Origin of the sequence: Lysinibacillus sp. ACHW1.5, from assembly GCF_022014815.1 — a bacterium.
Lineage (GTDB): Bacteria > Bacillota > Bacilli > Bacillales_A > Planococcaceae > Lysinibacillus > Lysinibacillus capsici.
The window spans coordinates 3,002,932-3,016,475 of sequence record NZ_CP091777.1; the positions used below are offsets into that span (position 1 = coordinate 3,002,932).

15 protein-coding genes and 1 riboswitch are annotated in these 13,544 nt (G+C 37.4%); of the genes, 3 read left to right on the top strand and 12 right to left on the bottom strand.

The genetic code is table 11. The features are described from left to right. From L6W14_RS14980 to rpsU, 6 genes are all read right to left on the bottom strand, one after another. Complete coding sequence (locus L6W14_RS14980) at positions 1-1,113, bottom strand: sporulation protein YqfD (protein WP_131520555.1); 1,113 nt, start codon at positions 1,111-1,113, stop codon at positions 1-3. Next, positions 1,103-1,363 (bottom strand): hypothetical protein, encoded by a 261-nt coding sequence (locus L6W14_RS14985; RefSeq protein ID WP_048392190.1) that lies wholly within the window; start codon positions 1,361-1,363, stop codon positions 1,103-1,105. The genes L6W14_RS14980 and L6W14_RS14985 overlap by 11 nt, the downstream gene beginning before the upstream one ends. Positions 1,364-1,418: 55 nt before the next feature. Further along, the gene (locus L6W14_RS14990) at positions 1,419-1,895 is read right to left on the bottom strand and encodes a hypothetical protein (protein ID WP_131520554.1); all 477 of its coding nucleotides are present in this window, start codon (positions 1,893-1,895) and stop codon (positions 1,419-1,421) included. A gap of 26 nt (positions 1,896-1,921) precedes the next feature. Further along, positions 1,922-2,926, bottom strand: coding sequence for a flotillin-like protein FloA (gene floA, locus L6W14_RS14995; RefSeq protein WP_004227087.1), 1,005 nt, complete (start codon positions 2,924-2,926; stop codon positions 1,922-1,924). Between the two features lie 3 nt (positions 2,927-2,929). After that, a complete protein-coding gene (locus L6W14_RS15000) occupies positions 2,930-4,258 on the bottom strand; it encodes an NfeD family protein (RefSeq protein WP_131520553.1) in 1,329 nt (442 codons plus the stop codon). 312 nt (positions 4,259-4,570) lie between these two features. Continuing rightward, the gene (rpsU, locus tag L6W14_RS15005) at positions 4,571-4,744 is read right to left on the bottom strand and encodes a 30S ribosomal protein S21 (RefSeq protein ID WP_004227078.1); all 174 of its coding nucleotides are present in this window, start codon (positions 4,742-4,744) and stop codon (positions 4,571-4,573) included. 253 nt (positions 4,745-4,997) lie between these two features. Then, positions 4,998-5,139: riboswitch (cyclic di-AMP (ydaO/yuaA leader) on the top strand. 116 nt (positions 5,140-5,255) lie between these two features. Here rpsU and L6W14_RS15010 point away from each other — a divergent pair. Together L6W14_RS15010 and L6W14_RS15015 are read left to right on the top strand one after the other, a co-directional pair. Next, entirely contained in the window at positions 5,256-6,593 is a 1,338-nt protein-coding gene (locus L6W14_RS15010; protein ID WP_131520552.1) for a TrkH family potassium uptake protein, read from the top strand. Positions 6,594-6,618: 25 nt separating this feature from the next. Continuing rightward, the gene (locus L6W14_RS15015) at positions 6,619-7,275 is read left to right on the top strand and encodes a potassium channel family protein (RefSeq protein ID WP_004227067.1); all 657 of its coding nucleotides are present in this window, start codon (positions 6,619-6,621) and stop codon (positions 7,273-7,275) included. A gap of 46 nt (positions 7,276-7,321) precedes the next feature. Here the strand turns inward: L6W14_RS15015 and L6W14_RS15020 are convergent, their stop codons facing one another. The 4 genes from L6W14_RS15020 to deoC form a co-directional block, all read right to left on the bottom strand. Next, a complete protein-coding gene (locus tag L6W14_RS15020; protein WP_004227065.1) occupies positions 7,322-7,891 on the bottom strand; it encodes a manganese catalase family protein in 570 nt (189 codons plus the stop codon). Between the two features lie 24 nt (positions 7,892-7,915). Further along, positions 7,916-8,179 (bottom strand): spore coat protein CotJB, encoded by a 264-nt coding sequence (locus L6W14_RS15025; protein WP_016994107.1) that lies wholly within the window; start codon positions 8,177-8,179, stop codon positions 7,916-7,918. Continuing rightward, entirely contained in the window at positions 8,172-8,399 is a 228-nt protein-coding gene (locus L6W14_RS15030) for a spore coat associated protein CotJA (RefSeq protein WP_004227061.1), read from the bottom strand. The genes L6W14_RS15025 and L6W14_RS15030 overlap by 8 nt, the downstream gene beginning before the upstream one ends. Positions 8,400-8,534: 135 nt before the next feature. Continuing rightward, entirely contained in the window at positions 8,535-9,206 is a 672-nt protein-coding gene (gene deoC, locus L6W14_RS15035; RefSeq protein ID WP_237898270.1) for a deoxyribose-phosphate aldolase, read from the bottom strand. 313 nt (positions 9,207-9,519) lie between these two features. On the opposite strand from deoC, the gene mtaB reads away from it, so the two are divergent. Continuing rightward, positions 9,520-10,869, top strand: coding sequence for a tRNA (N(6)-L-threonylcarbamoyladenosine(37)-C(2))-methylthiotransferase MtaB (mtaB, locus tag L6W14_RS15040; protein ID WP_048392185.1), 1,350 nt, complete (start codon positions 9,520-9,522; stop codon positions 10,867-10,869). A gap of 216 nt (positions 10,870-11,085) precedes the next feature. On the opposite strand, the gene L6W14_RS15045 is transcribed toward mtaB, so the two are convergent. Both L6W14_RS15045 and L6W14_RS15050 read right to left on the bottom strand, forming a co-directional pair. Then, complete coding sequence (locus L6W14_RS15045; RefSeq protein WP_131520549.1) at positions 11,086-11,853, bottom strand: CsxC family protein; 768 nt, start codon at positions 11,851-11,853, stop codon at positions 11,086-11,088. 124 nt (positions 11,854-11,977) lie between these two features. Continuing rightward, on the bottom strand, positions 11,978-13,459 hold the full coding sequence (locus tag L6W14_RS15050) for a BC_2427 family protein (RefSeq protein WP_237898271.1): 1,482 nt from the start codon (positions 13,457-13,459) through the stop codon (positions 11,978-11,980). Positions 13,460-13,544: the final 85 nt, after the last annotated feature.

Sequence of the window (13,544 nt, forward strand, 5' to 3'; positions counted from 1 at the left end):
TCATTCTCCTTGTAGGCCTTGTATTGGACTTGCAATGTTTTCATTGACTAAAAATAGAACTTTCCCTTCAACTGTACCATTCCCCCACTTTGCCTGTAAAAGGTTTTCTTTCTTGATGATTGTTTTTGCAGGTAACGAACGTAATACTTTTTCATGCAATAAAGGAATCAGCAATGACTCAATTTTCGATTCATCTAACTCTACTTGCATCGTTTTCGTCTGTTGCTCCTCTACAATTGAAACATAGGGGGATAGCCAATTCGGTAAATCTTTTCTTTGTACATAATCCACCTTTTCCTGATGTATACCCTTTATCAACACTCGCCATTGCTTTTGCTGCAAGGTTTCCACAGTAATTTTTGTTGGAATTTTAAATGAACATTCAAGCCAATAGTCTGCATAAACCTCTCCCTTCGCCCCTACAAAAACTTGATCTGTACCACTTTCTAATACCCCACTTACGAGGACGTCACCCTCGTAGGCTGTATCATTTACTGAAATTTTTCGCTCGCCATGCTGTATATTAAAATGTGTAATGACACCACTTTTCGTTGCTACTATATGGGAGGCTAATTTATCAGTTGTTTGCTCTGTTTGTTTAGGTGATTCTTGTGGTCTCAAAATTACTCGTCCGCCATGTTTATCAATATGAACCCATGATAGCTCTCGGTGTTGCTCTAACAGTTTTTGTCGTATAACCGTATTGGAAGGTAACCTTTTTTGAGATAAAGGGGTTTCTAATTGAAAGGTTTCATGAAAGGTCTTACCTAAACGCTGCTCTAGTTCTGGTGTTGCGGCTTCTATGTCCACTCGCCATATGACTTGTGCACAAAGAATTGGAATAGCAATCATAAAGGCTAAGCCCAATAAAGTCCAAATTTGCGCTCGAAAAACTTGAAGCTCATCTGCATAAAATACAGCCATTTTTAAGCGAAAACGTCTTCGTACACGGCGAATTTTTGGTAGATAATGCATCGTCGTTTCAAAGGAAACTTCCTGCTCACGAAAGACAACACGCTTTAATGGGACATGTTGAGCGTGCAATGCTTGAATAAAAGGATGAACATTTTCATGGCGCTTTATACGTATAATAATTGGCCGATTATTCCACATTTTTGCTCACACCCATATTCTTTGTCATTTTCATATGAAGCTCCTGTAGATTGTCAACAGTGAGATGTAGCATTTCTTCTTTGAGCGCATTGATTGTCACTGAATCCGCATTGACAGTAATATGATAATCTGCATAGACAAACGAACAGGTCGTCGCATCTGCATGAATAAAACGGTAGGGTCCAATAATTTTTAATGATTCGTATTCTAACAACTCAAGTAGTGGCGTTAATTGAAATAATTTTTTCATAAAAAAATGCCTCCTTCTTCGGCAATATATGCATCGAAAAAGGAGGACATGCTAGTTATTTTCTTTTTGATTTCGGTGGACCTAATATTTCAGCCATCACGATTGCTTGCATAAGATCATTTTTAGATTGAGGTAGTTGTAAAGTCGAATTTGTGCCAACTGATTGCACTTCCTTTTTTCCAGCAGCTAATCGTCCTCGACCTTCTCGATTAGAAGAACGGCTAGGGATATCTGCGGGAATGACAGTTGGGGCAACATAGCTTGGCATTTCTTTTTTCACTTGTGCTTCAACAAACTTTTTAGGTTCCTCGACTTTCTCATTTTCTGGAATCCAATCTCCTATAAATTCTCGTGCAAAATCTTCAAAACTCTGTGCTTTCCCAGTCCGATGTGGCGCTTTCTCCGTAACTGGAGGCTCTACCACGGTATCTTTATTAAAAGGAGGCATCTGCTTCTGAGGCTTTTTATTTTTTGATTTTCCGAAAATAGAGCTGACTATGGCAATTATGGCAAAGAGTATTAATTGTTCCATATTATTAGTTCTGCTCCTTTCCGTTATTAAGCATTAGGTTCATTTGTTTCAGGTTTATCTGTGCTCACTTTTGAAATCGAATCGCGCATCGCTGTATCCGCTTGGATATTACGATAGTTCATATAATCCATAATACCAAGATTACCGGAACGTAAGGCTTCAGCCATCGCTTGTGGTACTTCTGCCTCTGCTTCTACTACTTTCGCCTTCATCTCTTGAACACGTGCAATCATTTCTTGCTCATTTGCAACAGCCATAGCACGACGTTCCTCGGCTTTTGCTTGTGCAATGTTTTTATCTGCTTGTGCTTGTTCAATCTGTAATTCTGCACCGATATTTTTACCGATATCTACATCGGCAATATCAATGGACAAGATTTCAAAGGCTGTTCCTGAATCTAACCCTTTAGATAATACTGTTTGCGAAATCATATCTGGATTTTCTAAAACTTCTGTATGATGTGTCGCTGAACCGATAGTTGAAACAATCCCCTCACCAACACGAGCAATAACTGTTTCTTCACCAGCACCACCGACTAAACGCTCGATGTTGGCACGCACGGTAATACGAGCCTTTGCTTTTACTTCAATCCCGTTCATTGCTACACCTGAAATGAACGGTGTTTCAATAACTTTTGGATTAACAGACATTTGAACAGCTTCTAATACATCACGCCCAGCTAAATCAATTGCTGCACAACGTTCAAATGACAGCTCTATATTGGCACGGTGAGCCGCAATTAAGGCATTCACTACACGGTCAACATTACCACCTGCTAAATAGTGACTCTCTAACTGATTAATCGTTACAGGTAAACCAGCTTTATGTGCTTTAATCAACGGATTAACAATTCGAGACGGGATAACACGACGTAAGCGCATCCCAATTAATGTGAAAATACTCACACGTACACCTGCTGCTAATGCAGAAATCCACAATGCTACGGGTACAAAGGTAAAGAATACCGCAAGCACAATGAATAAAATAACTAGTCCAGCAATAGGACCAATCAAAGCTAAATCAAAACCCATTTTCTATTCCTCCATCTCTTTATCTGTTTGTCTCACAACAATGCGTGAGCCTTCAACTTTAATAATTTCTACATGTTGATTAACATCGATATAGCCACCTTCTGATACAATATCAATGCGTTCACTACCAAGTACCATTGTTCCAGATGGACGAAGTGGCGTAAGCGTTTTCCCAATTTTCCCTAACAGTTCTGTGCGATTCACATTGGATACATACCCTTCTTCTGTCGTGGTTGCATCCATTAACACAAGCCTGTTTAAGACATGCAGTTTTTTTCCGAAAAATTTCATCAGAATCACCATTCCTATCATCGCTATCACAAGCGCAATGAGAATTGCTACTATCATTTGCATCATATTTGCACCTGCCAGTATCAGACTTAGTACTATTAAGACACCACCTAAAATACCAATAATTCCACCGGGGACAAAAAACTCTGCAATTAAAAGGGCTAAGCCAACAATAAATAACAATAATGTTTCATATCCCGCAAAGCCGGCCACCATATGTCCAAAGAAAAATAAACCAAGTGCTGATAAGCCCATTATACCTGGAACACCAAATCCTGGCGAATAAAGCTCCATCACAAGTCCTAAGCTAGCGATAGACAATAGAATAGGTACAATGATGGGATTTGTAATAAAACGAGCTAACTTTTCAGAAAAGGTTGGTTCAATGGGAACAACATCACTACCATTCAAGTTGGTTACTTCTAAAAGCTCCTGAAAATCTTTAACCGTCCCTTCAGAATATTTAACCTTTGCTGCCTCTGAGGCTGATAGGGTTAACAAATTCTTTCCGCCAGCACGGTATTCTGGTAGTTCATAGTTGGTATCTGCCATTGCTAATGCATATTTAGGGTCGCGCCCTGACGTTTCTGCTGCTGCTTTCATTTGAGCAAGCCAAGCGCTATTGGCCTTTAGGTCGGCTGCATTACCTGCTGAATCGATAACTGCTGCTGCACCAATTGTTCCATTTGGAACCATGTAGATCTTATCCGCATGTAAGGCTAAAAACGCTCCTGCTGAGTGCGCATCCTTATTAATATAAGCAATCGTTTTTATTTGCGTTGCATCCATAAGCATGGCGATATCGCTTGCTGCATTCACAAAACCGCCAGGCGTATGTATTTCTAAGATAATTGCCTCTGCATTGTTTTCTTCAGCCTCTTTAAAAGCTCGTTCTAAAAATGCATGAAGTCCTCGCTCTACTTCATTACGAATCGGAACATGATAAACCTTATTACTGGCAAAAGCCGAAGTTAATGGAAACGCTAACAAAAAAGTCATCCATATCACTAGTAAATAGCTGAGGATTCTCCGTTTTCGCATCTTTTCCCCTCCCTTCTAACATGCCTCTCCTCTGTATATACGGTCAATCATGCGAAAAGTTTCACAAATCTTAAAAATTTATTCACTTATTTATCACTAGATCTAATCCCAATTATCAACACTTAGTATGCGAAAAAAAGCCGAATGAAATCATTTTGATTCATTCGGCTTTTTCATATGTACGTAAAGTTGAGCAATGTAAAATACCTGAAATTAATCAAAAATGTGATTAATTTCAGGTATAACTTTGTCTGCTCAGTGAATCATACAATTGCGTGTTATGAACGTAGGGATTTTTAATGGGAAATTAAATTACCACTTACGTTTACGTGCAGCTTCTGATTTCTTTTTACGTTTTACGCTAGGTTTTTCGTAGAACTCGCGCTTTCTAACTTCTTGAATTGTACCACTTTTTGATACAGTACGTTTGAAGCGGCGAAGAGCATCTTCAAGCGATTCGTTTTTGCGAACGACAGTTTTTGACATCTCTCTTTCCCTCCCTCCGAACACACGTCAATACACAATTAGGCAAATCACCTTCTGTTGTGTACTAAAAAATTATATCGTATTGTCTAATAATGGTCAATAGAAAGTATGCGAAATTATCAAGTGAATTTTTGGTTTTATTTTTGCTCGAATTATTCATACACAATTCGCCCACAATAAAAATAATTACATTTTCTTAACAATTAAGGGGTTTACAAAAAATAGAATAAGGGCGTAGAATAAATCACATTCAATTTCATATCGGCCAAATCTCAACTATTTGAGAACGGAGGAACCAATCTTTTGGGGTTAATTCTGCTTTAGCAGAAGGGATGAGAAAGCTCTTTCGCCATCCTACCCGTCAGCTAACTTCGTCGGCTAAAGCGAAGGAGGTCGTTATTGACCACCATTATTAGCATGCTTTCTACCCTTTTCATGCTCTAATCGTAGGTCTTTTTATTATGCCATCTAACAAACAGTTGTTTACTATTCAGAATTGAGGAAAAATTAAATGAACAATTTTAAAAGAGCATTAAATCCTCCCAAAGTTCTTGTATTGGGCTTTGCCCTCATCATTGCCATAGGTACGTTTCTTTTAACAATGCCATTTTCTACTGAGGATGGGAAGGGTTTGCCCTTTTTAGATGCTTTATTCACTGCTACATCAGCTACTTGTGTCACAGGTTTAATTGTAGTCGATACAGGTGATACCTTCTCTACTTTTGGCGAAGTGGTTCTTTTATTCTTAATCCAAATTGGCGGTTTAGGATTTATGACATTTGCCACATTATTATTTTTACTGCTTGGAAAGAAAATTTCATTAAAAGAAAGACTGCTGCTAAAAGAAGCATTTAATAATATCTCCATTGCTGGTCTTGTTCGATTAGTGAAAAGAATATTACTCTTTACAGCATGTATTGAAATAATCGGTGGTCTTATTCTATCCATTCGTTTTTCTTTTGATATGCCTATTGGAAAGGCCCTTTATTTTGGATTTTTTCATGCCATATCCAACTTCAACAACGCTGGCTTCGATTTAATGGGTGGCTTTAACGGAATGACTGCCTATGTTGATGATCCCTTTGTTGTTTTCACCATCTGTACTCTTATTACAATCGGCGGATTAGGCTTTATTGTGATGAATGAATTATATGAATATCGTGTGACTAAAAGGCTTTCTGTCCATTCAAAAATAGTCTTAGTAACGACACTTTTGCTCACTGTTAGTGGAACCATTTTGATATTTTTGTTTGAGTATGGCAACCAAAAGACACTGGGACCATTATCCGAATGGGGTAAAGTGTTAGGTTCCCTTTACCAAGCGGTTACACCACGAACTGCTGGCTCCAATACACTGGCTATTGGGGACTTAACGCATTCTACATTATTTTTAATGATTCTTTTCATGTTTATTGGGGCAGGCTCTGGGTCGACTGCTGGAGGTATTAAAATCACAACCTTTGCTGTTTTAGTAGCTACTATGTGGTCACAAATTCGAGGAAAAGAAGATGTCGTTCTCTTTAAACGTAGAATTGTTACTGAAACTATCTTAAAGGCTTTGACGGTTACAATGTGTGGAGGATTAATTGTTGTAGTCGTGACGATTCTTCTCAGTATCACGGAACAGCATCATAGCTTTATGATGTACTTATTTGAGGCTACCTCTGCGTTTGGTACTGTTGGTCTTTCGATGGGCCTAACTCCAGAGCTAACACCTGCTGGTCGTCTTCTTCTGATTATTACAATGTTCGCAGGAAGAGTAGGACCACTAACCATTGCTTTTGCCATTGCAAAACGAAGAAAAAAAGAGAGTTTCCGCCACCCAAAAGGAAATATTATGATTGGATAACCAAATGAGAGGAAGACAGAACGCTATGACCATTAAACAATACGCTGTGATTGGCTTAGGTAGATTCGGAACAAGCGTCGCTCGCAGATTGCATGAAGCTGGACAGGAAATATTAGGAATTGATATAAATGAAGAAAGAGTAGAGGATGCCGAACCCTATGTGACTCACGCTGTGGTAGCAGATACAACAGAAGAAAAAGCCTTAAAATCGATTGGTATTGGTAACTTCGATTGTGTTATCGTGGCGATCGGTAATGATATGCAATCTAGTATTTTAACCGTCTCTTTATTAAAAGAGCTAGGGATCAAAAAAGTGATTGCAAAGGCACTTGGTAAAAGACATGGGCAAGTGTTAGATAAAGTAGGAGCTGATTGGATTATTTACCCAGAAAGAGATATGGGTGAACGTGTGGCTAATCAACTCCTATCCCCAAATATGTTGAATTATATCGAATTATCAAAGGAATACAGCATTGAAGAAATTATGATTCCTTCCAAAATGGCTGGACAAAACCTTCGTGATTTAGACTTGCGCGCAAAATATAACGTCAGTGTAATTGCAATTGTGCGCGAGGGAGAAATTATTATCTCCCCTTCTCCTGAGCAAATTATTGAAAAGGAAGATTTATTAGTAATGATTGGTCATCGAAAAGATCTTAGCTTATTCTCAAATATTCAGTAACCACAAAAAGGCTGTTTCAAGCTCAACTTGATACAGCCTTTTTGTCTTAGAAAACTTTCTTTTGATCTCTATCATCTTTTAAAATTTCAACAGCCTCTCTGAAGCGTTGGGAATGAACAATTTCCCGTTCACGTAAAAACTTCAAACTATCATTTAAATCCGTGTCATCTGATAAGTCAATAATCCATTGATATGTGGCACGTGCCTTTTCTTCAGCTGCAATATCCTCATACAAGTCCGCGATAGGGTCGCCCTTTGCTTGAATATAGGTTGCTGTGAATGGTACACCTGAGGCATTTTGATAAAATAGAGCCCGATCGTGATTTACATAATGATCACCCAAACCAGCTTCTTTCAGCATTTCTGGTGTTGCATCTTTTGTTAGCTTATAAATCATCGTGGCAATCATTTCTAAATGTGAAAATTCCTCTGTTGCTATATCGGTCAATAACCCTACTACTTTGTCAGGAATCGTATAGCGCTGATTCATGTAGCGTAGAGCTGCTGCCAGTTCCCCATCCGCTCCTCCATATTGTTCAATTAAAAACTTTGCAAGCATTGGGTTACATGTACTAACTTTTACCGGATACTGGAGTTTCTTTTCATAATACCACAAAGATTTTTCCTCCTAGTCTTTTGTTTAGACTTGCCATGGCCATGGTGTATCAATCCAGTTAAAAGGATAATTCGAATAGCTTCTCCCAAAATTCATGAGTGGTCCATACTTTTGCTCAAAATCAATTTTAAGTTTCATACTTTTCTCTGTATTTTCATTAAATTGCTGAATAGCGTCATAATCGTGCGGATGAGTGTCTAAATAGAGGTTTAATTCAACAATGACGAAATCAATTGCTTGTATTTCTTCTAATTGCTTATAAAATTCGGGCGGCATCTTTTTAGTCATGCTTCCTCCCTCCTTTTAGGGGAAATGGATATGGGCTAAACAACTGTGGCCATAGTGTACCCGCCATTAGCGCTTCTCTTGCGGTTGGAAATTGTGGAAGTCCAGGTGGTTGAAAACCCATATATAATTGTGGGGGTGTTGCATAATATTTAACTTCTATAGGCTTACAAGGATCAAAGGGGCTAATATAGGGCCTCCAAGACTTATATTGTGTAAACATGACATCCTCCTTTCTGTATTTACATTCATCAGTGGAGTATATGTGCATAGAAAATTATTATGCTGATTAAACACAAAGAAGCCATAAGCTCATGTCAATGTACACATGAGCTTATGGCGCTATAAAAAGATAATATTAATAGTTGGAGTCGGCAATTAAACCATTCATAATAGCTACACCAGAGCTAGCCCCAATACGAGTCGCACCTGCTTCTACCATTTTTTTCATGTCCTCTAAGCTACGAACACCACCTGATGCTTTTACACCAAGTTCTGGACCTACAGTTTTACGCATCAGCGCGATATCCTCTGCTGTTGCTCCACCAGTAGAAAAACCTGTAGATGTTTTCACATAGTCAGCACCCGCTGCTACAGCTAACTCACATGCTTTCACTTTTTCTTCGTCTGTTAGTAAGCATGATTCAATAATGACTTTTACAAGTGCGCTATCTTTAGCTGCTTCTACCACAGCTGCGATATCTGCCTGTACAAGCTCATAGTTTTTATCTTTCAACGCACCGATATTAATAACCATATCTACTTCTTTTGCACCGTTAGCAATGGCGTCTTTTGCTTCAAATGCTTTGACTGCTGGCGTATTGGCACCAAGTGGGAAGCCGATAACCGTACAAACTAACACGTCTGTACCCTGTAATAATTCACTACTACGTTTTACCCAAGTTGGATTTACACAAACAGAAGCAAAGTTAAATTGTTTAGCTTCTGCACATAATTTTTCAATTTGTTCTTTTGTTGCCTCAGCCTTTAATAATGTATGATCAATCATACGTGCAAAATTTTTTTCCATTGTTGAACGCTCCTTCATTAAACAAGATGTACGTACCTCTTCGAATCATATCATTTTTTCGCGATGGCGTCTAATTTCTTTCTATATAATGAACACCCAAATATAAACATTACAGAACGAGTCATGTTTATCTGAAGTCCTCAAAAGATTGTATAGAAAGTGATAACTTAATTATTTCACAAAAAAATCTTATATGTACTGATTTTATAAGGATTATGTTATCATAAATCACGTATCTAAAATATGTACAACGAAAAACTTATTAAATGTTTGGAAACACAAGGTAATGTGAATTGAAAGGATGATATATATCATGAGTAACGAGCGATCAAAAATCGTGAGTTTTCATACTCTAGGTTGTAAAGTAAATCATTACGAAACAGAAGCAATTTGGCAGCTGTTTAAAGAAGAAGGCTATGATCGAACAGAATTTGATCAACAAGCAGACGTTTACGTCATTAATACATGCACAGTTACGAATACTGGAGATAAAAAATCACGTCAGGTTATTCGTCGAGCAATTCGCCAAAATCCGGATGCAGTTATTTGTGTAACAGGATGCTATGCACAAACATCCCCTGCAGAAATTATGGCAATCCCTGGTGTTGATATTGTTGTTGGAACACAAGATCGTACGAAATTACTTGGTTATATTGAACAATATCGTGCGGAACGACAACCGATTAATGCTGTACGTAACATTATGAAAAACCGAGTATACGAAGAATTAGATGTACCAGCATTTACAGACCGTACACGTGCTTCGTTAAAAATCCAAGAAGGCTGTAACAATTTCTGTACATTTTGTATTATTCCATGGGCACGTGGTTTAATGCGTTCTCGTGACCCACAAGAAGTATTACATCAAGCACAGCAATTAGTAGATGCTGGTTATCTTGAAATTGTCTTAACTGGTATTCATACAGGTGGCTATGGTCAGGATTTAAAAGATTATAATCTTGCTCAATTACTACGTGATTTAGAGGCCAATGTAACAGGCTTAAAGCGTCTTCGTATTTCATCCATTGAGGCTAGTCAATTAACAGATGAAGTAATTGAAGTACTACGTGAATCAAAGATTGTCGTGAATCATTTACACATCCCTATTCAATCTGGTTCTGATACGGTATTAAAACGTATGCGTCGTAAATATACAATGGAGTTCTTCGGTGAACGTTTAACAAAATTACATGAGGCTTTACCTGATTTAGCTGTTACTTCTGATGTAATCGTTGGTTTTCCAGGTGAGACAGAGGAAGAGTTTATGGACACATATAACTTTATTCGCGATCATAAATTTTCTGAGCTACACGTTTTCCCATTCTCTCCTCGTACAGGAACCCCTGCTGCACGTATGGAAGATCAAATTGATGAAGACATTAAAAATGAGCGTGTGCATCGACTCATCTCTTTAAACGATCAGCTAGCAAAAGAGTATGCTTCTCGTTTTGAAGATCAAGTGCTAGAAGTTATCCCTGAAGAATTTGTGCATGATGACAGTGAAGAAGAAGGCCTTCTAACAGGCTATACAGACAATTACTTAAAAGTAGTTTTTGAGGGTCCAGAAAGTCTAATCGGACAACTTGTAAAAGTAAAAATTACACAAGCAGGCTACCCTCACTCAAAAGGACAATTTGTACGCGTTTTAGAAACAGTGAAATAAATAGTGAAAAAAGGGTTGCCCATTATATATGGCAACCCTTTTTCCTTTTAATGAAGCTAATCATTCACTTGTATTTGATTTTTCATAATATTGATAAATGCTTTTAAAGATTGACAGCTCCTATAAGAAAATTAGTAGTACAAACAAAATATCCATCTGTACTACCAGCTTTGTTAATATATTATAATCTTCTACTGTCCTCTAAACTAGCATTTATCAAGGACTAGGAGGAGGTGTAAGTCCTAAAAGAACAGGCGTTATTACGCTACTGCCAGCACCAAGGCGGATTTGTTGAATTTGCAATACTTTTACAGTAAGTTCTAAGACAATTTTTTCACGTAATGTGCTGAATGTCCCTTCAGGAGCCGCCATAATCGGTGAAAAATCAAGTTCAAAGAAGTTGGCAGCTACTAATTCACCAAATGGTTGTTCATTGTATTTAACAAGATTTTGGAAGAAAGCCTTATCTAATCGAGCATCCATTTGTGTTCTTTCGTTAAGGAAGTTCGCTTCAGCAAACTCGGAAATGCCTAAGATTGGTGTTGCGCCTCCAGGTGTTTGTGGGAAAATAAGATCTGTAAAACCAGAAAACGGAACGTCAGCAATTCTATCTCGAAGTGCCCCATTACATGCTGATGAAGCATATTCAATATTTTTCCGAATATGTCCTGCTACAAATAATTTAGCTCTTGTTACTCTAAAGAAATCAGTACCACCAATACGTGCAAAGCTAACTGGTACCAGTTTCACTTGATTTAGGAAGACATTCTTTTTCACTCGTTTGATTTCTGTAGCAGCAGGGCTAAGTGTAATATCCGACTCAACAACGATTTGCAGTGTTGGTTCTGCCAATACAACTGGAACTTTGATAGTTGGCGTTGTAACTGGTGTAGTGACTACTGGTGTAATCTCATTCGTTAATGGAATTTGTTCAGTTGATGTTACAGGACAAGGTTGAAATTGGCTTTCTAATTGATCGCTCAAAAAATTCCCTCATTTCATTTTTTAGTATTAGAGAGCTCTCCTATCGCTAGAATATGTAGCATTTAAATCTATACATGGACGTATATATTAGTTTTATTTTTTATTTGAATTAAGGGATAAATTTCTATAACCCTCCATTACCTTGCCAGTCAAACAGTACTTTAATTTTTTGTACTTGTAACATTTGGATAATTAATTCTAATACTATATTTTGACACAATCGATTGGGATGAATGGCTGACTTATTTTGCGTATTAGATACCCTATATTCAATATTATGCTGTATGTAGCCTTCTATAAATAAATTCCCCTTTAATACAGTTCTTGTTCCATTTCCCAATGACTGGGATCTATGAATAGGTACAAATCTACAATCGGATAGTACTACCTCATTTGTGATCTCTTTAACCTCTTCAATTCCTTTATCAAAAGCAATTTTTTCCTCCATACATATTTCTATTTTGTATTCCCCTAGCACAACAGGAACTCGTATATGTATAAAAGGCTCAGAGGAGTTAATCTCTCCTTTTTTAATTGCTTGTGAGTTATGTAAGGGAACTACTACTGATTTAAACGGATGCTGCTCACTACCATTTTTTTTATTAGTATCCGTTCTCATTAAAGAAATCATTTGATTAATGTTGGAGCTAACCAAACGACAATCTGGTTGTTCAGGGTAAATCGAAATCGTTTGGAGTAGCTTCGTCTGAAGTTGGGGAGATAGGTTATCATTTAAATCAAGAAAATCAAATATTGTATTTTGAACATTATCACCATAAATAGGAGCATGAAGAAAATCGTTAATTTCTACATAAGTAGAAAAGGGACTTTTTTGGATAATGGTGCATACTTCTCCTTGTAAAGACTTTGCAATCTCTTTATTACGATTTGGAGGATTGTTTTTCTCCTTTTCTGCTATATCATCCAAATGCATATTATTTTCAGCCTCTGACAGAGCTCTATTGAAAGATTTTGGATTATTGTCTGATTGGGCTGTTGAATTTTGTTCTTCAAGGGAGTTCTCATCACTATCTAGTAGATGGTCAATTTCTACCTTTGTTGGACTGGGTACGATTTGATTGCATGCTATCTGGTCTAAAGTGAATTCCTCTACATGGTTCTCATCCATATGTCGGAAATTTTCTTCGTTCTCCTTAACATTCGCTTCTATAGGTATGGGTATGGACGCTAATTGCTCTATTAAGGTCACTTTTGTGTGACTCTCATCGATATCTATGTGATGTTCGTTTTCTTGCTCAACATTTGTTTCTTTAGATATAGGTAGATCTTCATTAGATGGTAATAGCTCTGCTAGGCTAGCATCCTCCCTGAAGTTCTCAAAATTTGGGTGATGTTCGTTTTCTTCCTCAATAGTCGGCTCAATAGGTTCGGAGAGCTCTTCATTAGAGATTATATGGTCTGTTAAAGTTGATTCTTCTGTAATTGGTTTATATTCTTTTTCATCAAGCAGATTATTATTTCCATTAAAAGTCTGTTCTAATGGAGATTCGTCATCTATTTTAGTTTGATACCTCCACTCAGTGTATTTATTTTGTTTAGAGGATATTTTTTTCATCTCTCTAAAATTAATCCATGGAGTTGCCATTCATTCACTCCCAAATAATGATTTGACAAAAAAAGCATAACCATCAATTTTTAATTAAGTTTTAATCCATTAGCTAATTCTTCTG

Bases quoted from the DNA above. Each gene is read 5' to 3' on its own strand.
- L6W14_RS14980 (WP_131520555.1), bottom strand. From the start codon at position 1,113: ATGTGGAATAATCGGCCAATTATTATACGTATAAAGCGCCATGAAAAT.
- L6W14_RS14985 (WP_048392190.1), bottom strand. From the start codon at position 1,363: ATGAAAAAATTATTTCAATTAACGCCACTACTTGAGTTGTTAGAATAC.
- L6W14_RS14990 (WP_131520554.1), bottom strand. From the start codon at position 1,895: ATGGAACAATTAATACTCTTTGCCATAATTGCCATAGTCAGCTCTATT.
- floA (WP_004227087.1), bottom strand. From the start codon at position 2,926: ATGGGTTTTGATTTAGCTTTGATTGGTCCTATTGCTGGACTAGTTATT.
- L6W14_RS15000 (WP_131520553.1), bottom strand. From the start codon at position 4,258: ATGCGAAAACGGAGAATCCTCAGCTATTTACTAGTGATATGGATGACT.
- rpsU (WP_004227078.1), bottom strand. From the start codon at position 4,744: ATGTCAAAAACTGTCGTTCGCAAAAACGAATCGCTTGAAGATGCTCTT.
- L6W14_RS15010 (WP_131520552.1), top strand. From the start codon at position 5,256: ATGAACAATTTTAAAAGAGCATTAAATCCTCCCAAAGTTCTTGTATTG.
- L6W14_RS15015 (WP_004227067.1), top strand. From the start codon at position 6,619: ATGACCATTAAACAATACGCTGTGATTGGCTTAGGTAGATTCGGAACA.
- L6W14_RS15025 (WP_016994107.1), bottom strand. From the start codon at position 8,179: ATGACTAAAAAGATGCCGCCCGAATTTTATAAGCAATTAGAAGAAATA.
- L6W14_RS15030 (WP_004227061.1), bottom strand. From the start codon at position 8,399: ATGTTTACACAATATAAGTCTTGGAGGCCCTATATTAGCCCCTTTGAT.
- deoC (WP_237898270.1), bottom strand. From the start codon at position 9,206: ATGGAAAAAAATTTTGCACGTATGATTGATCATACATTATTAAAGGCT.
- mtaB (WP_048392185.1), top strand. From the start codon at position 9,520: ATGAGTAACGAGCGATCAAAAATCGTGAGTTTTCATACTCTAGGTTGT.
- L6W14_RS15050 (WP_237898271.1), bottom strand. From the start codon at position 13,459: ATGGCAACTCCATGGATTAATTTTAGAGAGATGAAAAAAATATCCTCT.